This window comes from Amycolatopsis sp. NPDC104863, from assembly GCF_055582965.1.
The window spans coordinates 564,614-584,387 of record NZ_JBVJOW010000003.1; the positions used below are offsets into that span (position 1 = coordinate 564,614).

22 protein-coding genes are annotated in these 19,774 nt (G+C 71.7%); 14 read left to right on the plus strand and 8 right to left on the minus strand.

From position 1 onward, the window contains the following. Positions 1 to 95: 95 nt before the first annotated feature. The 7 genes from ACZ63J_RS19295 (at position 96) to ACZ63J_RS19325 (ending at position 8,306) form a co-directional block, all read left to right on the plus strand. Positions 96 to 482: a DUF948 domain-containing protein gene (locus ACZ63J_RS19295; RefSeq protein WP_370961356.1), complete on the plus strand. Its 387-nt coding sequence runs from the start codon at positions 96 to 98 to the stop codon at positions 480 to 482. Then, on the plus strand, positions 479 to 781 hold the full coding sequence (locus ACZ63J_RS19300; RefSeq protein WP_323335219.1) for a hypothetical protein: 303 nt from the start codon (positions 479 to 481) through the stop codon (positions 779 to 781). Before ACZ63J_RS19295 ends, ACZ63J_RS19300 begins: the two co-directional genes overlap by 4 nt. Before the next feature lie 79 nt (positions 782 to 860). Continuing rightward, positions 861 to 3,521, plus strand: coding sequence for an alanine--tRNA ligase (gene alaS / locus ACZ63J_RS19305; RefSeq protein WP_465406220.1), 2,661 nt, complete (start codon positions 861 to 863; stop codon positions 3,519 to 3,521). 31 nt (positions 3,522 to 3,552) lie between these two features. Then, positions 3,553 to 4,014, plus strand: a complete 462-nt coding sequence (gene ruvX / locus ACZ63J_RS19310) for a Holliday junction resolvase RuvX (RefSeq protein WP_465406222.1) — start codon at positions 3,553 to 3,555, stop codon at positions 4,012 to 4,014. Next, a complete protein-coding gene (gene mltG / locus ACZ63J_RS19315) occupies positions 4,011 to 6,143 on the plus strand; it encodes an endolytic transglycosylase MltG (protein ID WP_465406224.1) in 2,133 nt (710 codons plus the stop codon). The genes ruvX and mltG overlap by 4 nt, the downstream gene beginning before the upstream one ends. Continuing rightward, positions 6,124 to 6,990 (plus strand): shikimate dehydrogenase, encoded by an 867-nt coding sequence (locus tag ACZ63J_RS19320; RefSeq protein ID WP_465406226.1) that lies wholly within the window; start codon positions 6,124 to 6,126, stop codon positions 6,988 to 6,990. The genes mltG and ACZ63J_RS19320 overlap by 20 nt, the downstream gene beginning before the upstream one ends. 59 nt (positions 6,991 to 7,049) lie before the next feature. Then, complete coding sequence (locus ACZ63J_RS19325) at positions 7,050 to 8,306, plus strand: GrpB family protein (RefSeq protein WP_465406228.1); 1,257 nt, start codon at positions 7,050 to 7,052, stop codon at positions 8,304 to 8,306. Here ACZ63J_RS19325 and ACZ63J_RS19330 read toward each other — a convergent pair. Continuing rightward, positions 8,293 to 8,952, minus strand: coding sequence for a TetR/AcrR family transcriptional regulator (locus ACZ63J_RS19330; protein WP_465406230.1), 660 nt, complete (start codon positions 8,950 to 8,952; stop codon positions 8,293 to 8,295). The two genes, ACZ63J_RS19325 and ACZ63J_RS19330, sit on opposite strands and share 14 nt — an antisense overlap. 25 nt (positions 8,953 to 8,977) lie before the next feature. After that, positions 8,978 to 9,415 carry a hypothetical protein gene (locus tag ACZ63J_RS19335; protein ID WP_465307155.1) on the minus strand — a complete coding sequence of 146 codons (438 nt, stop codon included), beginning with the start codon at positions 9,413 to 9,415 and terminating at the stop codon, positions 8,978 to 8,980. Positions 9,416 to 9,567: 152 nt separating this feature from the next. On the opposite strand from ACZ63J_RS19335, the gene ACZ63J_RS19340 reads away from it, so the two are divergent. Both ACZ63J_RS19340 and ACZ63J_RS19345 read left to right on the plus strand, forming a co-directional pair. Continuing rightward, positions 9,568 to 10,761, plus strand: a complete 1,194-nt coding sequence (locus ACZ63J_RS19340; protein WP_465406232.1) for an endonuclease/exonuclease/phosphatase family protein — start codon at positions 9,568 to 9,570, stop codon at positions 10,759 to 10,761. 4 nt (positions 10,762 to 10,765) lie between these two features. Then, on the plus strand, positions 10,766 to 11,698 hold the full coding sequence (locus ACZ63J_RS19345) for a D-2-hydroxyacid dehydrogenase family protein (protein WP_465406234.1): 933 nt from the start codon (positions 10,766 to 10,768) through the stop codon (positions 11,696 to 11,698). A gap of 187 nt (positions 11,699 to 11,885) precedes the next feature. Here the strand turns inward: ACZ63J_RS19345 and ACZ63J_RS19350 are convergent, their stop codons facing one another. From ACZ63J_RS19350 to ACZ63J_RS19370, 5 genes are all read right to left on the minus strand, one after another. Beyond that, a complete protein-coding gene (locus tag ACZ63J_RS19350; protein WP_465406236.1) occupies positions 11,886 to 13,370 on the minus strand; it encodes an alpha/beta hydrolase in 1,485 nt (494 codons plus the stop codon). After that, on the minus strand, positions 13,367 to 14,182 hold the full coding sequence (locus ACZ63J_RS19355; RefSeq protein ID WP_465406237.1) for a serine hydrolase domain-containing protein: 816 nt from the start codon (positions 14,180 to 14,182) through the stop codon (positions 13,367 to 13,369). Before ACZ63J_RS19355 ends, ACZ63J_RS19350 begins: the two co-directional genes overlap by 4 nt. An 82-nt stretch (positions 14,183 to 14,264) precedes the next feature. After that, complete coding sequence (locus ACZ63J_RS19360) at positions 14,265 to 14,531, minus strand: HPr family phosphocarrier protein (RefSeq protein WP_013224593.1); 267 nt, start codon at positions 14,529 to 14,531, stop codon at positions 14,265 to 14,267. A gap of 39 nt (positions 14,532 to 14,570) precedes the next feature. Beyond that, positions 14,571 to 15,806 (minus strand): PTS transporter subunit EIIC, encoded by a 1,236-nt coding sequence (locus ACZ63J_RS19365; RefSeq protein WP_465406239.1) that lies wholly within the window; start codon positions 15,804 to 15,806, stop codon positions 14,571 to 14,573. Then, the gene (locus ACZ63J_RS19370; RefSeq protein ID WP_364529260.1) at positions 15,803 to 16,591 is read right to left on the minus strand and encodes a GntR family transcriptional regulator; all 789 of its coding nucleotides are present in this window, start codon (positions 16,589 to 16,591) and stop codon (positions 15,803 to 15,805) included. The genes ACZ63J_RS19365 and ACZ63J_RS19370 overlap by 4 nt, the downstream gene beginning before the upstream one ends. Positions 16,592 to 16,757: 166 nt before the next feature. Here ACZ63J_RS19370 and ACZ63J_RS19375 point away from each other — a divergent pair, with 166 nt between their 5' ends. Together ACZ63J_RS19375 and ACZ63J_RS19380 are read left to right on the plus strand one after the other, a co-directional pair. Beyond that, a complete protein-coding gene (locus tag ACZ63J_RS19375; RefSeq protein WP_465406241.1) occupies positions 16,758 to 17,075 on the plus strand; it encodes a PTS sugar transporter subunit IIB in 318 nt (105 codons plus the stop codon). After that, positions 17,072 to 17,527: a PTS sugar transporter subunit IIA gene (locus ACZ63J_RS19380; RefSeq protein WP_465406243.1), complete on the plus strand. Its 456-nt coding sequence runs from the start codon at positions 17,072 to 17,074 to the stop codon at positions 17,525 to 17,527. The genes ACZ63J_RS19375 and ACZ63J_RS19380 overlap by 4 nt, the downstream gene beginning before the upstream one ends. Positions 17,528 to 17,596: 69 nt before the next feature. On the opposite strand, the gene ACZ63J_RS19385 is transcribed toward ACZ63J_RS19380, so the two are convergent. Beyond that, complete coding sequence (locus ACZ63J_RS19385) at positions 17,597 to 18,034, minus strand: QcrA and Rieske domain-containing protein (protein ID WP_465406245.1); 438 nt, start codon at positions 18,032 to 18,034, stop codon at positions 17,597 to 17,599. A 105-nt stretch (positions 18,035 to 18,139) separates the two neighbouring features. Here ACZ63J_RS19385 and ACZ63J_RS19390 point away from each other — a divergent pair, with 105 nt between their 5' ends. Genes ACZ63J_RS19390 through ACZ63J_RS19400 form a run of 3 tightly spaced genes read left to right on the plus strand, consistent with a single transcriptional unit; the run spans position 18,140 to position 19,663 of the window. After that, on the plus strand, positions 18,140 to 18,508 hold the full coding sequence (locus ACZ63J_RS19390) for a hypothetical protein (protein WP_465406247.1): 369 nt from the start codon (positions 18,140 to 18,142) through the stop codon (positions 18,506 to 18,508). Between the two features lie 4 nt (positions 18,509 to 18,512). Further along, positions 18,513 to 19,025 (plus strand): sigma-70 family RNA polymerase sigma factor, encoded by a 513-nt coding sequence (locus ACZ63J_RS19395; protein WP_465307135.1) that lies wholly within the window; start codon positions 18,513 to 18,515, stop codon positions 19,023 to 19,025. Beyond that, on the plus strand, positions 19,022 to 19,663 hold the full coding sequence (locus tag ACZ63J_RS19400; RefSeq protein WP_465406249.1) for an anti-sigma factor family protein: 642 nt from the start codon (positions 19,022 to 19,024) through the stop codon (positions 19,661 to 19,663). Before ACZ63J_RS19395 ends, ACZ63J_RS19400 begins: the two co-directional genes overlap by 4 nt. Positions 19,664 to 19,774: the final 111 nt, after the last annotated feature.

The window sequence follows — 19,774 nt, forward strand, 5'->3', positions numbered from 1 at the left end:
GCGACGCGTTTTCCGGCCCGCGCGGGGTGACACGGTCGGGGACCCGGCCAGGCGGTAACCTCAGGCCCACTTGACCGCTGAACCGAGGAGGGCCCGTGTCGGCAGGGCAGATCGCCGCGTTGATCGCCGCAGGAGCATTCGTGGTGCTGGTCGTCCTGCTGGCGATCCCGCTGATCAAGCTCGGCAAGACGCTGGACGCGGCCACCGAGGCGATCGAGCGCACCAACAGCAACACCGACCCGCTGCTGATCGGCGCGAACCAGACGATCACCCACGTCAACACCCAGCTCGAGCGGGTGGACGGGATCACGTCGAACGCGCAGGCGGTCACCGGCAACGTCTCCGCGCTGACCTCGGTGTTCACCGCGACGCTGGGCGGCCCGCTCGTCAAGACGGCGGCGCTGTCCTACGGCCTGAGCAAGGCGATCCGCGCGCGCAAGAAGAAGAGCGCCGCGAAAGCCGCGAAGAAGGCGGCGAAGTGAAGCGGCTGTTCTGGCTCGGCGTCGGCGTGGTCGCCGGTGTCGCGCTGTCCCGCAAGGCCGCCGAAACCGCTCGTCAGGCCACTCCCGCGGGGTTAGCATCGAACCTGGGCGACGCCGTGCGCGAGCTGGCGGGCGCCGTGGGTTCGTTCGGCGCCGAGGTGCGCGCGGGCATGAACGAGCGGGAGCAGGAGTTGCACGACATGGTCGAGGAGCGGACGGGCGTGGTGACGCCGCAGGCGTCCGGCCGGCACGCCGCCGACCGCCGCCCCGTCCGGCGAGCTCGCCGGGCGGAGCGCTGACCGGTCGCGCCCGCGCGACCCGGGGCCGCTCCGCCGCCGTCGTCACCCTGTACTCCAGCACCAGCCAAGGACTTGACCCGTGGACACACACGAAATCACCGACCGTTTCCTGCGCCATTTCGAGAGCAAGGGCCACACGCGCGTGCCGAGCGCGCCGCTGATCCTCGACGACCCGAACCTGCTGTTCGTCAACGCCGGCATGGTCCAGTTCAAGCCGTACTTCCTCGGTGAGGCGCCGCCGCCGTACCCGCGCGCGACGTCGGTCCAGAAGTGCGTGCGCACCCCGGACATCGACGAGGTCGGCAAGACCACCCGGCACAACACGTTCTTCCAGATGGCCGGCAACTTCTCCTTCGGCGACTACTTCAAGGAAGGCGCCATCGAGTACGCCTGGGAGCTGATCACCAAGCCCCAGAGCGAAGGCGGCTTCGGCCTCGACCCGGACCGCATCTGGGCGACCGTCTACGAGGACGACTCCGAGGCGGCCGGCCTGTGGCGCAAGCTCACCGGCCTGCCGGGCGAGCGCATCCAGGCGCGCGACATGGTCGACAACTTCTGGTCGATGGGCATCCCCGGCCCCTGCGGCCCGTGCTCGGAGATCTACTACGACCGCGGCCCGGAGTACGGCCGCGAGGGCGGCCCGGTCGTCGACGAGGACCGCTACATCGAGATCTGGAACCTGGTGTTCATGCAGAACATCCGGGGCGAGGGCAGCGGCAAGAAGGACTTCCCGATCCTCGGTGAGCTGCCCGCGAAGAACATCGACACGGGCATGGGCGTCGAGCGCGTGGCGACGATCCTGCAGGGCGTCGAGAACGTCTACGAGACCGACCTCGTGCGTCCGGTCATCGGCCGCGCGGAGGAGTTCTCCGGCCGCCGTTACGGCGGCAACCACGCCGACGACGTCCGCTTCCGCGTCATCGCCGACCACGCCCGCACCGGCGTGCTGCTGATCGGCGACGGCGTCACCCCGGGCAACGACGGCCGCGGGTACGTCCTGCGCCGGCTCCTGCGCCGCATCGTCCGCTCCACGCGCCTGCTCGGCGTGCACGAGCCGGTGCTGCAGGAGTTCGCGAAGGTCGTCCGCGACACCATGGGCCCGACCTACCCCGAGCTGGTCGAGGGCTTCGACCGCATCAACGAGGTCGTCCGGATCGAGGAGGAGGCGTTCCTCTCCACCCTCACCAGCGGCTCGCGCATCTTCGACCTCGCGGCCGAGGAGACCAAGCGCGGCGGCGGGGACGTGCTGGCCGGCGACAAGGCGTTCCAGCTGCACGACACCTACGGCTTCCCGATCGACCTCACCCTCGAGATGGCGGCCGAGCAGGGCCTGTCCGTCGACGAGGACGGCTTCCGCACGCTCATGAACGAGCAGCGCACCCGCGCGAAGGCGGACGCGGCGGCGCGCAAGACCGGCCACGGCGACCTCTCGGAGTACCGGAAGGTCCTGGAGCAGCACGGCGAGACCGAGTTCCTCGGCTACACCGACCTGCAGGCCGAGGCGAAGGTCGTCGCCCTGCTCGAAGACGGGCAGCCGGTCCGCAGCGTCTCCGCGGGCAAGAAGGCGGAGCTGGTCCTCGACCGCACGCCGTTCTACGCCGAGAGCGGTGGCCAGGTCGCCGACACCGGCGTGCTGCTCGGTGACGGCGTCGAGCTGAAGGTCCTGGACGTCCAGAAGATCGTCCCGGGGCTGTTCGTGCACCGCGTCGAGGTCACCGAGGGCGAGGTCGGGCTCGACACGAAGCTCACCGGCTCGGTCGACGCGCACCGCCGGCTGTCCATCGAGCGCTCGCACTCCGCGACGCACCTGGTGCACGCGGCCGTCCGCGGCGCGTACGGCAAGCGCGCGGCGCAGGCGGGCTCGCTGAACTCGCCGGGCCGCATGCGGTTCGACTTCACCACGCCGGGCTCGGTGTCGGCGGACGTGCTGACCGAGGTCGAGCAGGAGGTCAACGACTACCTGCAGACCAACGTCGAGGTGCAGAGCTTCACCACGACCAAGGACAAGGCGCTCGAGCTGGGCGCGGTCGCGCTGTTCGGCGAGAAGTACGGCAACGACGTCCGCGTGGTCGACATGGGCGAGTACTCCCGCGAGCTCTGCGGTGGCACGCACGTCGACCGGATCGGCCAGCTCGGCCTGGTCAAGCTGGTCTCCGACGCCTCCATCGGCTCCGGTGTGCACCGCGTCGAGGCGCTCGTCGGCTCGGACGCGCTGAAGTACGTCCGCAAGGAGCAGCTGCTGGTCTCGCAGCTGGCGAACACCTTCAAGGTGCCCTCGGACGAGCTGCCGGGCCGCATCGAGGACGTCCTGACCCGGCTGAAGAACGCCGAGAAGGAGATCACCCAGCTGAAGACCCAGCAGGTGCTGGGCTCGGCGGGCTCGCTGCTCGACAAGGCGCAGGAGATCGGCGGCGTCACGGTCGTGGCCGAGGTCGTCCCGGACGTCGACGGCAACGGCCTGCGCGCGCTCGCCTCGGACATCCGCGGCCGGCTCGGCACACGGCCCGGCGTCGTGGCGCTGTTCTCGCCGGCCGGCGAGAAGCTGAGCTTCGTCGTCGCGACGACGAAGGCGGCCCAGGACAAGGGCATCGCGGCGGGCAAGCTGGTGCCGTCGTTCGCCGAGAAGATCGGCGGCCGCGGCGGCGGCAAGCCCGACATGGCCCAGGGTGGCGGCACGAACCCGGCGGGCGCGGCGGACGCGGTCACGGCGCTGCGTTCGGCGATTGCCGGCATTGGTTAACCGCGGAAACCGCGGCCCGGACCGGCCCGGTGTGGCCGATCCGGGGCGCGGCCGTCGCCTCGGTGTTGATGTCGGATCCGTCCGGGTCGGCGTCGCGCTCAGCGATCCGGCCCCGATGCTCGCTTCGCCATTGGTTACCCTCTCCCGCGATGCGACCGACGACAGTGATCTGGACCAGCTGGCCACCCTCGTCACCGAGCACGAGGTGGTCGAGGTGATCGTGGGCCTGCCGAGAACGCTCGCCAACCGGCAGGGTCCGGCGGCCGAGTTGGCGATCGCGTACGCTGAGAGCCTGGCCGGGCGCGTTGCGCCCGTGCCGGTCCGGCTGGGCGACGAGCGGCTGACCACGGTCACCGCATCCCGCATCCTCTCCCAGCGCGGGGTCAAAGGCCGCAAGCAGCGTGCGGTGGTCGACCAGGCCGCCGCCGTCGAGATCCTGCAGGCCTGGATCGACGCCGCCGCTGCGCACCGCGCCCGGGAGGGAGACCGATGAACGACGAGCAGCCACCTGAGCCCCCTCGCGGGCGCAGGCGACTCCGCGAGCCGGAACCGGCGGCCCCGCCGCCGTCCCGGCCCTCGCCGCGTCGCGCCGACCCGCGTGACCCCCGCGCGAGCGGGTACCAGGAGCTTCCGCAGCCTTCGCGGCAGAGCGGCTCGCACGAGCTGCCCCAGCCGTCCCGCCGCGCGCGGCCCGAGCCGGGCTACGACCCGCGCCGGGACGCGCCGCAGACCGGCCGTCGTCGCCGGCTCGAGCCGCCGGGCACGCTGCCCCCGGCCGAGGACGGCTTCGACCCGCAGGAGGTCGAGCGCTCGGCTTCGGCCCGCGCCCGCCACGGCCTCGACCAGGGCGCCGACGCGCCGCCCCCGCCCGCACGCCGTCGCGGCGCTCCGGATCCCGGCGAAGCCGTGGAACCCCGGCGCCGCCGTCGCGCGGTCCCGCCCGAGGACGAGGCGCCCCGCCGTCGCCGTCCGGCGCCGGAGCGGGACGAGCCGGTGGACCCCCGCCGTCGCCGTCCCAGCCCCGAAGAGCTGGCCGAAGCCGACGCGGCCCGCCGTCACCAGGCGATGCTCGACCTGGAAGAGGCCGCCGAAGCCCAGGCGGCCCGGATGCGTGCCGACGAGCCGGCCGAAGCACCCCGCCTCCGAGCCGTCCCGCCTCCCGACGAGACCGGCGAGGCGCCGGTTTCGCGCCGCCGCCGTCCCGCCCCCGAGCCCCCGCGACGGCCCGTCCAGCCGGGTGACCGCTCTGTCGGCGTGCCCGAAACCGGTGCGGAGCCGCCGCGGCGTCGCCGTCCGCCGCCCCCGCCGGTGCGCGAAGAGCCGGTGACCGACATCATCCCGGCGCAGCCCCCGGCCCCGCCGCAGGACGAGCCCGAAGACGACGGCTTCTTCGCCGAGGACGACGAGTACGCCGACTACGACGAGTACGACGGCGACTACGACGAGGACGCCTACGAAGAGGACTACGACGAGTACGAGGAAGAGCCGAAGAAGCCGCGCAAGAAGAAGGGCAAGCGCGCCCTCGGCTGGGTGGCCGCGATCGCGGTGATCGCCCTGCTCGCGGGCGGTGCCTACTTCGGCTTCACCAAGTTCTTCGGCTACGAGGACTTCGAAGGCTCCGGTGACGGGGACGTCCTGTTCCAGGTCGACGACGGCGACTCGACGTCGGCGATCGGCGCGAAGCTCGCTACGGCGGGCGTGGTCGCCAGCGGCAAGGCGTTCGTGAAGGCCGGCGAGGACAACCCGAAGCTGTCGCGGATCCAGCACGGCTTCTACGTGATGAAGTCGCACATGTCCGGGGCCAGCGCGGTCGACCGGATCCTCGAGGCCGGCTCGCGCGTCGGCCAGCTGGAGGTCCGGCCGTACACGCAGTTCGACGACATCACCCAGCCCGACGGCAAGGTGACCCCCGGCGTCTACAGCCTGATGGCGAAGGCGTCGTGCGCGCAGATCAACGGCAAGAGCACCTGCGTCTCGGCCGACGACCTGCGCAAGTTCGTCGACGGCGCCGACCTCAAGACGCTCGGCGTGCCGGACTGGGCGATCGAGCCCGCGAACAAGGCCGACCGCAAGGACCGCAGGCTCGAAGGGCTGATCGCGCCTGGGCTCTACGACGTCCGGCCCGGGGCGACCGCGCAGGAGATCGTCGGCCAGCTGGTGCGCAGCTCGACCGAGGCGATCCAGAACGCCGGGCTGAGCCCGCAGTCGACCGGCCCGGAGATGACCCCGTACCAGACGCTGATCATCGCCTCGATCATCGAGCGCGAGGCCGTGAAGGCCGACTTCGGCAAGCTGTCCCGGGTGATCTACAACCGGCTCGCGATCGACATGCGGCTGCAGATGGACTCCACGGTCAACTACGTGCTCGACCGGCCGACCCTGGCGACCAACGACGCCGACCGGACGAAGGCCGGGGCGTACAACACGTACAAGATCAACGGGCTGCCGCCGACGCCGATCTCGGTGCCGAGCCCCGACGCGATCCAGGCGGCGGTGCACCCGGCGGCGGGCGACTGGGTCTACTTCGTCAAGTGCGAGAAGAACGGCCTGTCCTGCTTCGCGGTCTCGTTCGACGACCACCGCAAGAACGTCGACCTGGCCCATGCCCGCGGTATCTTCTGAGCCTCGGCGGGCCGCGGTGCTGGGCAAGCCGGTGGCCCACTCGCTGTCGCCGGTGCTGCACGGCGCCGCGTTCGCCGCGCTCGGCCTGACCGGCTGGACGTACGAGCGGATCGAGACGAGCGCCGAGGAGCTGCCCGGCCTCGTCGACGGCCTCGGCCCGGAATGGGCCGGGCTCTCGGTGACCATGCCGGGCAAGCGCGCGGCGCTGGACCACGCGGACGAGGTGACACCGCGCGCGGCCGCCGTCGGCGCGGCCAACACCCTGGTCCGCACCGCGAAGGGCTGGCTGGCGGACTGCACCGACGTCGACGGGGTCACCGGCGCCCTGCGCGCGGCGGGCGGGTACACGCCGACGCCGTCGGACACCGCGATCGTGCTCGGCGCGGGTGGTACCGCGGCCGCGGCGGTCGTCGGGCTGGCCGCGCTGGGCGTGCGTCAGGTCCGCCTGGTCGTGCGGGAACCCGCGCGGGCGGCCGAAACCCTCGACGCGGCGAAGCGCGCTTCGCTCGACGTCGACGTGCTGCGGTGGGCCGAAACGGACTTCGCGGCGCTGGCGGCCGAAGCCGCGGTGCTCGTGAACACCGTGCCGCCGGACGCGGTCCGGCCGCACGTGGCCGACCTCGCGGCGGTCGCGCACGTCCTCGACGTTATCTACCACCCGTGGCCGACACCGCTGGCCGAAGCGGTCGCGGCGCGCGGAGGCCGGCTCGCGACCGGGCTGGACATGCTGCTGCACCAAGCGTTCGGCCAGGCCGAACACTTCACCGGCCGCCCGGCCCCGCGCGCGGCAATGCGCGACGCGCTGCGCGAGGCGACCGGGAACATCCTGCCGCTCCCGATCGGGTAATCCGCTTGCCCCGGGTTGATATTCTGGCCGACTGCCTTCAGTAAGGGGGGTCTACCGGAATGACCAGCCAAGAAGCACTCGACGACAGCCAGCTGGAGAACGCCTGGGTCGGCGGCGAGCCGCCGAAGCTCGACTCGACCGTCACCCTCGTCGACTACGACCCGGAGTGGCCGAAGGTCTTCGAACACGAGGCCGAGCGGATCCGCGGCGTGCTCGGGGAGACGGTGCTCGTCCTCGAGCACGTCGGCTCGACGTCGGTGCCGGGCCTGTGCGCCAAGCCCTGCGTCGACATCCTCCTCGAGGTGCCGGACTCCGACGACGAGGACGCCTACCTGCCGGCGCTGGAAGGCGCGGGCTACCAGCTCGTCATCCGCGAGCCGGACTGGGAGAAGCACCGCTGCTTCAAGGGCCCGGACACGAACATCAACCTGCACGTCTACTCACCCGGCAACGGCCAGACGCCGCGCTATCGGCTCTTCCGCGAACGCCTGCGCTCGCACCCGGAGGAGCTGGCGCTGTACGCGGCGAAGAAGCGTGAGCTGGCCACGCGGGAGTGGAAGTACGTCCAGAACTACGCCGACGCCAAGACCGAGGTGATCGAGGAGATCATCGGCCGGGCGCGGGCCGAGCAGTACGACGCCTACAGCGAGGCCTACGCCGAGCACGCCGGGAAGTCCGTCACCAACGCCCTCTACGACCGGCCCGCGATCGTGGAGCTGGCCGGCGACGTCGAGGGCCGGCGCGTGCTGGACGTCGGCTGCGCGGCCGGGCACCTGAGCGCGCTGCTGGCCGCGCGGGGCGCCGACGTCCTCGGGGTCGACGCCAGCGCGGGCATGATCGCCGTCGCCCGCCGCAAGTTCGGCGACGTCGCCCGCTTCGAGCAGGCGGACGTCACCCGGCCCCTCGACGTCGAGGACGGCTCGGTCGACGTCATCACGGCGTCACTCGTGCTGCACTACCTGAAGGACTGGGGCGCCACCCTCGCCGAGTTCCGGCGGGTGCTCAAGCCCGGCGGGGCGCTCGTCTTCTCGGTGCACCACCCCGGTGAGGACTGGCACTGGTTCGAGAAGGACGACTACTTCCGGCTCGAGCTGCTCGAGGACGACTTCGGGCTGGGCGGCCTGGAACACCCGGTCCAGTTCTACCGGCGCCCGCTGAGCTGGACGTTCGGCGCGGTCCGCGACGCCGGGTTCGCGGTCGACCGCCTGGAGGAGCCGATGCCGGTGCCCGAGGCGGCGGAGGCCGATCCGAAGTGGACGGAGAAGCTGCGGACCACCCCGCGGTTCCTGTACTTCCGCGCGGTCAGTCCCGCTTAGCCAGATCCTGGATCAGGTCGACGATCTCCCGGCTGACGGGGCGGAACACCCGCAGCCGGGAGAGCGCGGCCAGCCGGGCCAGCAGCGGGACGCTGCGCTCGACCAGCATCCGGCTGCGCCTCTCCCCGGCCGAGCGGTCGTGCACCCAGAACAGCACCACGCCCATCTGGAACAGCCACAGCAGCTCCGGCAGCTGGGCGCGCAGCTCCGGGTCGAGCTTGACGTCGGAGCCGTCGACGACCTCGCGCATTAGCTCGATCGACGCGTCGCGGGCGGCCGAGGACTCCGGGCTGAACGGGCTCAGCGGGGACTCCGGGTCGGCCGCGTTGACGAAGAACTGCGTGCCGAAGCGGTGGTAGGGCTCGGCGAGGTCGAGCCAGCACAGCAGCACGGCCTTCAGCCGCTGCGCGAACCCCGGCTCGTTCGCCAGCAGCTCGCGGGCGGCGTCGAGGTGCAGCCGCGCGATCTCGTCGTAGAACCCCTGGATCAGCTGGTCCTTCGAAGAGAAGTAGTAGTACGCGTTCCCGACCGAGACACCGGCCTCGGTGGCGATCGCGCGCATCGTCGTGCGGTCGTAGCCGTTCTCGGTGAACAGCCGCATGGCGGTGGTGACGATCAGGGACCGCGTTTCCTCGCTCTTCGGCACGCTCTGCACGTTAGCGCCGGGCACGTCAGGGCGCGGGGAAGGGCGGGACCGGCTGGCCCGGCGCGCCGGGGTAGGGGACGGGACGGCCGGCCAGCACCGGCTGCGGCGCCGGCTTGGGGGCCAAGTGGCGGCGCCGGATGCCGTTGAACACCAGGACGTTGAACAGGTGCATGACCCCGAGGACGAGCGCGACGACGCCGACCTTCACCGACAGCAGCTCGAACACCTCCCGGGCGGTGCCGACGGCGGCGTGGCTGGTCAGGAACAGCGTCACGAAGCCGAGGCTGATCAGGTAGAAGCCGACGACCAGCAGCTGGTTGACGGCGTTGGCCAGGCCGGGGCTGTCCTCGAAGACCTCGGTGAGGAAGGTGCGGCCGTGCTTGCTGAGCGTCCGGGCGACGAGCACCGTCAGCGGGATGCTGATCAGCAGGTAGAGCGCGTAGGCGACAACAACGGGTTCCATGGTCCCTCCTTGTTTTGAACGTGTTCAAGAGGAACGGTAGCGCTCTTTTTGAACGCGTTCAAGAGGGCTGGGTCACGTTGTCCGTTCACCTGGCGCTCACCCGGGACGGGTTTTCGCCGCATAGGGTGTCGCCCGACTGGGAGGTATTCACCGTGAAACGCATCGCCGCCGGGCTGACCGTCGCCGCGCTCGTCGCGCTCTTCGTGCCCGCCACCGCTGAAGCGAGCTTCGGGACCAACGTCCGCTTCGCCACCTTCAACGCGTCGCTGAACCGCGCGGCCGCCGGGCAGCTGGTCACCGACCTCTCGACGCCGGGCAACGCCCAGGCGCAGGAGGTCGCCGAGGTCGTGCAGCGCAACCGCGCCGACGTCCAGCTGATCAACGAGTTCGACTACGTGCCGGGCAACAAGGCCGCGGACCTGTTCCGCAAGAACTACCTGGCGGTGGGCCGGCACGGCGCGAAGCCGATCGACTACCCGTACGCCTACACCGCGCCGGTGAACACGGGCGTCCCGACCGGCTTCGACCTCGACCGCGACGGCACGGTCGGCCTCGGCAACGACGCGCAGGGCTTCGGCACGTTCGAAGGCCAGTACGGGCTGCTCGTGCTCTCGAAGTACCCGATCGACTTCGCGCACGCGCGGACGTTCCAGAAGTTCCTCTGGAAGGACATGCCGGGCGCGCTCCTGCCGGACGACCCCGCGACACCGGCGCCGCACGACTGGTACAGCCCCGCGGAGCTGAACGTGCTGCGGCTGTCGTCGAAGTCCCACTGGGACCTGCCGCTGAAGATCGGCCGCTCGACGGTGCACTTCCTCGTCTCGCACCCGACACCGCCGAGCTTCGACGGCCCGGAGGACCGCAACGGCACCCGCAACAACGACGAGATCCGCTTCTGGGCCGACTACGTCACGCCGGGCAAGGGCGGCTACATCTACGACGACCGCGGCCACCGCGGCGGCCTGGGCGCGTCGGAACGCTTCGTCGTCGCGGGTGACAACAACTCCGACCCGCTCGACGGCGACAGCGTCCCAGGCGCGATCGAGCAGCTGCTGAACGCGCGCCGAGTGATCCAGACGCACCCGGGCAGCCGCGGCGCGGTGCTGGCGTCCCAGGCCCAGGGCGGCGCGAACGCAGGCCAGAAGAGCAACCCGTTCTACGACACGGGCGACTTCAACGACGTCGCGCCGGGCAACCTCCGCACGGACTACGTGCTGCCGTCGAAGGGACTGCTGCCCTGGCACGCGGAGGTGTTCTGGCCGGTGCCGTCCGACCCGCTGTCCCGGCTCAACGACGCCTCCGACCACCACTTGGTCCGCGTGGACGTGCTCGTGCCACTACGGTGAGATCATGCGGATCGCCATCCTCGACGACTACCAGGACGTCGCCCTGACCTTCGGTGACTGGGACTCGCTGAAGGCCGACATCACGGTCTTCACCGAGCCCCTCACCGACGTCGTGGGGCAGCTGCAGGGCTTCGACGCCGTCGTCGCGATGCGCGAACGCACCCGGTTCCCGGCCGACGTGCTCGACCGGCTGCCCGACCTGAAGCTGCTCGTCAGCACCGGTCCGCGCAACGCCGCCATCGACGTGCCCGCCGCGCAGCGCAACGGCGTTGTCGTGTGCAAGACCGGCTACCTCGGCGAGCCGACCGCCGAACACACCTGGGCGCTCATCCTCGCCGCGTCGCGGAACCTGCCGCAGGAGTTCCGGTCCATGCGCGAGGGCGGCTGGCAGACCGGCGTCGGCACCATGCTGCACGGCAAGACCCTCGGGCTGCTCGGCCTGGGCCGGCTCGGCTCGGGCGCGGCGAAGATCGGGCAGGCCTTCGGGATGGAGACCATCGCCTGGAGCCAGAACCTCACGCCGGAGAAGGCGGAGCCGCACGGCGTCACGGCGGTGTCGAAGGACGAGCTGTTCGCCCGCTCGGACGTCCTGTCCGTCCACCTCGTGCTGAGCGGGCGCACCCGCGGCCTGGTCGGCGCGGCGGAGCTGGCGGCGATGAAACCGGGCGCGCTCCTGGTGAACACTTCGCGCGGCCCGGTCGTCGACGAGGACGCGTTGGTGGACGCTTTGCGGCGCAAGGCGATCCGCGCCGCGCTCGACGTCTACGACATCGAGCCCTTCCCGGCCGACCATCCACTGAGGACACTCGACAACGCGACCCTGACCCCGCACATCGGCTTCGTCGCGCGGGAGGTCTACGAGATCTTCTACGGTGACGCCGTCGAGGACATCGCGGCTTTCCAGGCGGGGGAACCGATCCGCGTCATGGCGCAGTAGTGGTGTGCGGCCCGCCGGGGCCCGAGGTCCCCGCACCGGCCCGGCGGCGGGCCCGCACCCCTAGATGACACCACCCGCGCAGTGCCTCCGGCAGGGTCCAAAGACCCTGCCGGCGTCGGCCGTTAGGCTGAACGACCCGCGCTCGCGGGGAGTGAGTGAGAAACCGGGCCGGAAAACGGTTTCTCCCTCACGGGAACGGGACCGCGTCCGGCGGGCACGTCGTCCCCGCCGCCGGCGCGGCCAGATCGGTCAGGTAGCGCACCACGGCCGCCGACGCGCACGCGCTCGGCGCGTCCAGCGAGGTGTGCCCGTACCCGTCGACGACCAGCACCCGGCCGTCACCCAGCTCCGCCGCCGTCGCCTGCGCGTTGTGCAGCGGGGTCGCCGGGTCGAACCGGTTGTTCAGCACCAGGACCGGGTTCTTCCGCGCCCGGTTCCACGGCCCGGTGTACCGGTCTTCGTCGTGGGCGGGCCAGCCGACGCACTGCGCCATCGAAAACACCGAGCCCAGCCCGAAATAGGGCTGCCGCGCGCTCTCCCGGATCGCCAGTGCGGCGTAGTCCGCCGGCGAGGACGGGTTGTCGCTGTCGACGCACTGGACGGCCAGGAAGCCGGGGGAGTGCGTCGGCACGTACGGGTCGAGCACCGGCGAAGCGGGCGCTGGATCCGCCGGCATCGCCGCGAGGGTCTGCGCGAGCCGCTTCCACCGCCCGGACTGGTACAGCGCGCTGTCGACCGTCTTCATCAGGCCGCCGACACCCGTGGTGCGCGACGCCCGCGCGAAGACCCCGGCGAACCTCGCCTTCGGGTCGCCGCCGGAGAACGCGCACTTCGGCCCGGCCGCGGCGCACACCGTGAAGAACTGGTCCAGCTCCTGCTGCTGGGCCCCGGCGACGTCGGCGCGGACGTCGACCGGCTGCTTCTCCTGGCCCGGCTTCCCGGTGGCGTTGGCGACCAGGTCGAGCGTGCCGTCGAGGGTCATCGAGCGGACCTTGTCCGGGAACAGGTTCGCGTACGTGCCGCCGAGGTACGTGCCGTAGGAGTAGCCGTAGAAGTTCAGGGCCGGGTCGCCGACGGCCTGGCGCAGCAGCTCCAGGTCCCGCGCCACGTTCGCCGTCGACAGGTGGGCCAGGAGGTCGCCGGAGCCCGCCGCGCAGGCCTTGCCCGGCGCCGCGCTCGCCGCGAAGAAGGCGTCCGGCTGCCGCAGCGGTGACCCGGGCGGCGGCGCGTGGTCGGCGCCGGGGCAGCTGATCGGCGCGGACCCGCCGATCCCGCGCGGGTCGAAGCTCACCAGGTCGAAGCGGGCCTTGAGCTCGGCGGGGTAGCGCGCCGCGAACCGCGTCAGCTCGCCGACCCCGTCGGTGCCCGGGCCGCCGAAGTTGAAGAACAGCGAACCGAGCCGCCGTCCCGGATCGGTCGCCGGCAGCCGGATCACCGACAGCGTGACGGCCGTGCCCTTCGGCTCGCGGTAGCTCAGCGGCACGGCCGCGGGCGCGCACTGGAAACCGCCGTGGCAGGGCGTCCAGCGCAGCGCGGGCACGGCGGCGCCGTTCGTGCCGAGGGCCGGGGGAGCTTCGGCGGCGGCCGGCGACGGCGAAGGAGACGGCGGGGCGGCCGTGGGCGCGCTGCAGGCGGCGAGCAGGAGCGGCAGCGCGGCGAGAAGGCGCTTCACGCGCTCAATTCCGCCAGCACGGCGTCGGTGTACCGCGGCCAGACCTCGGCCGCCCACGGGCCGAACGCGCGGTCGCTCAGCGCGACGCAGGCAGCGCCGGCGTCCGGGTCGACCCAGAGGAACGTGCCCGACTGGCCGAAGTGCCCGAAGGTCCGCGGTGAGCTGGCCGAGCCCGTCCAGTGCGGGCTCTTGTGGTCGCGGATCTCGAAGCCGAGGCCCCAGTCGTTGGGCTTCTGGTGGCCGAACCCGGGCAGCACGCCGGACAGGCCGGGGAACACGACGTTCGTGGCCGCGGTCACCGTGGCCGGGTCGAGGAGCTTGGGCGCCTGCAGCTCGGCGGCGAAGGCCACCAGGTCGTCCACAGTGGACACCGCGCCGGACGCGGGCGAGCCGTCGAGGGTGGTCGCGCCCATGCCCAGCGGCGCGAACAGCGCCTCGGCCTGGTACTGCGCGAACGGGATGCCGGAGTGCTCGGCCAGCGCGTCGGCGAGCTGCTCGAAGCCGGCGTTGGAGTAGAGGCGGCGGGTGCCCGGCGCGGCCATCGCCTTGTGCGCGTCGAAGGCGAGCCCGGAGGTGTGCGCGAGCAGGTGCCGCACGGTCGAGCCCTCGGGCCCGGCCGGGGTGTCGAGCTCGACGACGCCCTCTTCGACCGCGATGAGCGCGGCGTAGGCGGTCAGCGGCTTGCTGACCGAGGCCAGCCGGAACTGCCGCGCGGTGTCGCCGTGGCGGCCCACGACACTCCCGCCGGCGGTCACCACGGCCGTCGCGGCGTTGTCCACCGGCCACTCGTCGATCAGGCGCACGCTGTCCATGCGTTCACCCTACGAAACGCCACGAAGGCCTCCGCACCGGTGTCGGGGGACCGGTGCGAAGGCCTTCGCGGTGTGTTCTACCTCAGGCGTCGAGGTCGGTGGCGACCAGCTGGGCGACCGCTTCCACGGCCTCCTCGGCGCCCTCGCCCTCGGCGCTGATGACGACCTCGTCGCCGTACCCGGCGGCGAGCGTCATCAGGTTGAGCACGCTGCCGGCAGCGACCGGGCTCCCGCCCGCCTTGGCGATCTGCACCGCGACGGGTTGCGCCGCGGCCGCCTTCGCCACCAGCGCGGCCGGCCTGGCGTGCAGGCCCACCTTGCTTGCCACGGCGACGCGTTTCTCCGGCATGTTCGTCCTCTCACTACAGGGGTTTACGTCGTACCGATCTTACTTCGCGGCCGTGCGGTCGAGGTCCGACTCGATCGAGTCGTCCTCGCGGCCCGGCGTCCGCAGGTTCCACTTCGTGATGACGATCCGGAACACGAAGTAGTAGATCACCGCGAACACGAGCCCGATCGGGATGAGCAGCCACGCCTTGTGCGCGGTGTCCAGGCTCGAGTTGAGCGCGAAGTCGATCGCGCCACCGGAGAAGGAGAACCCGAGCTTGATGCCCAGCGCGTTCACCACCGCCAGCGACACACCGGTCATGACCGCGTGGAAGATGTAGAGCGGCCACGCCACGAACATGAACGAGAACTCGATCGGCTCGGTGACACCGGTGATGAACGAGGTCAGCGCGGCCGCGATCATCACACCGCCGACAACCTTCTTCTGCGCCGGGCGCGCGGTCTGCCAGATCGCGAGCGCGGCGGCGGGCAGGGCGAACATGAAGATCGGGAAGAACCCGGTCATGAACGTGCCCGAGCCCTGGACGTGGTTGAAGAAGTTGGTCAGGTCGCCACCGTTGAAGATGAACCACACCGGGACGTTCAGCAGCTGGTGCAGACCGACCGGGATGAGCAGCCGGTTGAAGAAGCCGTAGATGCCGCCACCGACGACCGGCTGGCCGACGATCGCCTCGCCGAGGTTCTGGATGCCGGCGTCGACGTACTTGAAGACCAGGCCGAGCAGGACGCCCAGGATGATCATGGCGAAAGCGGTGATGATCGGGACGAACCGGCGGCCACCGAAGAACGCCAGCCACGCCGGCAGCTTGATCCGGTAGTAGCGCTGCCACAGCACCGCGGCGACGAGACCGGCGATGATGCCGGTCAGGACGCTGTAGGGCCAGTGCAGCGGCGAGCCGTCCCAGCTCGGCTTGTACCCGGTCTGGCTGCTGATCGGCGCGATCGCCTGGATCACGCGGTTGAGCACGACCCAGCCGACGGCCGCGGCGACGGCGGTCGAACCGTCACCCTTGCGGGCGAAGCCGACCGCGATGCCGATCGCGAAGAGCAGGGGCAGGAAGTCGAAGAGCGCGTTGCCCGCCCCGCCGACGACGGCGGCGACCTTGTCCCAGCCCAGGCCGGTCTTGCCGAGAATGTCGTCCTGGCCGAACCGGTTCAGCAGGCCGGCCGCGGGGAGCGTGGCGATGGGGAGCATGAGGCTACGGCCGAAGCGCTGAAGACCGGCGAGGCCTCCGCCGCCCTTCTTGGTCGCCCCTTCCGCGGTGGTGGAGCTCATCTGGATCCTCCATAGTGGGGTGGTTGACCGGGCTCCGGGGTGTTCCGGTCCAACTGCATGGTCACCTGGTAGTGATCTCCCCGGTACCAGGACGTGATGTCTTCGATGGGGTCGCCGTTCGCGCTGGAGACCCGGCGGAACACGAGCAGGGGGCTGCCGGCGCGCATGCCGAGCAGCCGGGCCGTCTCGCGATCCGCTCCTTCGGCCCAGACGGTCTGCCACGCCTGGTCGGGACGCACGTCGTACGTCTCGGCCAGCTGCGCGTAGATCGACTGGGTCAGGTCGAGCTCGAGCAGGCCGGGAGCCCGGCCCGCGTGGTACCAGCCCCGTTCGACGGCCAGGGGCACGCCGTCGGCGTGGCGCAGCCGCACCAGGTGGTGCGCCGGGGCGCCCTCGGTCAGGCCGAGGGCGTGGGCCGAGGCGGTGGGTGGGACCTCGGTGGCGGCCGACACCACCTCGGTCGTCGGGGTCAGCCCCCGCCTCCGCATGTCGTCGGTGAACGACATCAGGTATAGCTGCAGCTCCATCCGCCGGGCCGCGGTGAACGTGCCTTTGCCGCGGACCCGGGCGAGCAGGCCCTCCTCGACCAGCTTGCCGATCGCCGATCTGACCGTGAGCCGCGACACGCCGTAGCGCTGGGCCAACTCGCGTTCCGACGGGATCGGCGCACCCGGCGGGAGCTCTCGCTCCACCGTGCGGCGGAGGATTTCCCGCAGCTGGGCGTGCTTGGGCGTGGGCCCGTTTACGACCCGGTCGGGTGGCGGGACGTGCGCGGCCGCGCTCATCGGCGTCACCCTCCTCGTTCTCGGTTCACCGGGGGACCGGTGCTCGCGTCCGGACCGGAACATTGGTACGTTCCGGTCTAGACCAATGAATCTGATGGGGCAGGATGCTCCGCCGCGCGGACGGGTGTCAACCACCGTTATCCGTTCGTGGCCCGCGGCGGGGTGCATGCCGACGAACGGCGTAGTACAGGTGGACACGCGGTTCGCGTCAGGTTGGGAACAAACAGCGATCAAGGAGACCGCGATGGCGGATGACAGGCCCGAACAGATCCTCGCGGCACTCGGCGGCGCGGGCAACCTCACCGAGATCGAGGGCTGCATCACGCGGCTGCGCTGCGAGGTCGACGACATGGGTCTCGTCGACGAGGCGGCGCTGAAGAAGGCCGGCGCCATGGGCGTCGTCAAGATGGGGTCCACGGCCCTGCAGGTGATCGTCGGGCCGGAGGCGGACACGATCGCCAGCGACATCGAGGACCTGCTGTGAGCCTCGAGATCCTCAGCCCGGTCGCCGGGCGCGTGGTGTCGATCACCGAGGTCCCCGACCCGGTGTTCGCGGAGGCGATGGTCGGCCCGGGTCTCGCGGTGCAGCCCTCGGGCGGCCGGTCCGACGCGGTCGCGCCGGTCGACGGCACGGTCGCGACGCTGCACCCGCACGCCTACGTCGTCGCGACCGACGACGGCAAGGCCGTGCTGGTGCACCTGGGCATCGACACGGTCAAGGAGAAGGGCGAGGGCTTCACGCTGCACGTCGTCAAGGGCGAGCAGGTGCGGGCCGGCCAGCCGATCGTCAGCTGGGACCCGGAAGCCGTGACCGCGGCGGGGTATTCGGCGATCGTCCCGGTCGTGGCGCTGGACGCCTCGGCGGACGTGCTGTCCGGTTTGGACGGCGAGCGCGACGTCACCGCCGGCGAGCGGCTGTTCGCCTGGGACGCCTGAGTTCTTTCTGTCACACGAAGGGCCCTTGCGGACGACCGTCCACAAGGGCCCTTCGTGCCGACCGGCCCGTCAGCCGGTGACGACCTTCCCGTTCTCGACCTTGACCGCCACCGACGGCAGCGGCTTGTTCGCCGGGCCCTGCTTGACCTCCCCGGTGAGCGCGTTGAAGACCGAGCCGTGGCACGGGCACACGAGGTCGGCGCCCTTCGGCGCGACCGTGCAGCCCTGGTGCGTGCAGATCGCGCTGAAGGCGGCGCACGCCGATTCGGACGTCCGGGCCACGATCACGTCGGAGCCGTCCGGGGCCTTGGCGGCCTTCGCCTGCCCGACCGGGACCTCGGAGAGCGCGACCAGCGGCGTGCCCGCGGCGATCGGGGCCTGGGCGGTGCCGGACTTGGCGTCGTCCGACGAGCCACAGGCGGTGAGCGCGACGGCGCCGACGGCGGCGCCGGCGACGGCGGCACCGGTGGTGAGGACGGTGCGGCGGGAGTGCAGTTCGGCAGTCATGCCCTAATGAACGAGATCGACACCGCATCGGTTCAATCCGCGGTGAACCGGATCGGCCCCTGTTCCGTGTATCTACCCGAGTGGGTGTGGAGCGGAGGAAAGATCATGGTGGGTTGGGTTCTGCGCATCGTCGTGGCGGCCGCGTTGCTGGGTTCGGCGGGCGTGCACTACTTCCTGTGGACCGAGGACTACCCGGGCATCGTCGGCCCGTTGTTCCTGCTGGACGCGATCGGCGGGCTGGTCATCGCCATCGCGGTGCTGGCCTGGCGGCACTGGCTGCCCGCGCTGGGCGCGGTCGGCTTCGGGGTGCTGACGCTCGGCGCGTACGTGCTGGCCGCGACGGTCGGCTTCGCCGGCAACCACGACCAGTTCAACAGCCAGCCGGAGTACTGGGGCGTGATCACCGAGGCGGTCTGCATCGTCGGCGGTCTCGCCCTGATGTTCGTGAAGGACCGGCGTCGAGTAGCGGCCTGAGTTCGTGGGGGAAGTCGCCGAAGACGCGCTGATGCGCGCCCTGCACGAGGAGCACGCGGGCGCGCTGTGGTCCTACGCGCTCCACCTGACCTCCGGCGACCGGATCCGCGCCGAGGACGTCGTCCAGGAGACGCTGCTGCGGGCCTGGCGGTCGACGACGGTGCTGGACCAGTCGACGGGCTCGGCGCGGGCGTGGCTGTTCACCGTCGCGCGGCGCATCGCGATCGACGGCTGGCGCTCGGCGTCGGCCCGCTCGGAGGTGGTCACCGACCAGCCGCCGGAGCGGGCCGTGGCGGACGGGACCGACCGTGCGGTGCAGGGCTGGCTCGTCGCGGAGGCGCTCGCGGAGCTGTCGGAACGGCACCGCGAGGTGCTGCTGCTGTGCTACTTCCAGGGGTACTCCGTCGCCGACGCGGCGGAACGGCTCGGCGTGGCCGAGGGGACGGTCAAGTCGCGCACGCACTACGCGTTGCGCGCGCTGCGCCTGGTGTTGGAGGAGAGGGGGGTGACCCAGTGAGCGAGGACCCGTTCGCGACGTTCGACGCGGCGTACGTGCTGGGGGCGCTCGCCCCCGAGGACCGCCAGCGCTTCGAGCAGCACCTGCGGGAGTGCGACCGGTGCGCGGCTTCGGTGCGCGAGCTGGCGGGCCTGCCGGGGCTGCTGGCCAGGGTGGACACGCCGGCCGCGGTCTTCGACGCCGGGCCGCCTCCGCCGGAGCTGCTGCCTTCGGTGCTGCGCCGCGTCCGGCGCGGGCGGCGGATCCGGTTCGCGGTGACGTCGGTGTCGGCCGCGCTCGCGGTTTCGGCGTGCGTCGCGCTCGGCGTGGTGGCCGCGTGGCCGGCGCCGTCGGGCCCGCCGGCGATCCAGATGACGGCATTGGGCCAGTTCCCGGTCCGCGCGGACGCCCGCCTCGACACGTTCGACTGGGGCACCCAGGTCGACATGTCGTGCAGCTACACGGGCGGCCGCAGCGGCGGCGACTACCTGCTGGTGGCGATCGCCCGCAACGGCACGGAGACGGTCCTGGCGACGTGGAAGGCGGTCCCGGACAACACGGCCCGCATCGTGATCGGCACGGCCCTGCAACGCTCGGACCTGACGGCGCTGGAGGTCCGCGGCGGAAGCGGCCGCCCCCTGCTCCGCCTGCCCCTCTAGTCCCGCTCGTCCGGCTCGGGGGGGGGGGGGGGGGGGGGGGGGGGGGGGGGGGGGGGGGGGAGGGGGAGGGGGGGGGGGGGGGGTGGGGGGGGGGGGGGGGGGGGGCGGCAG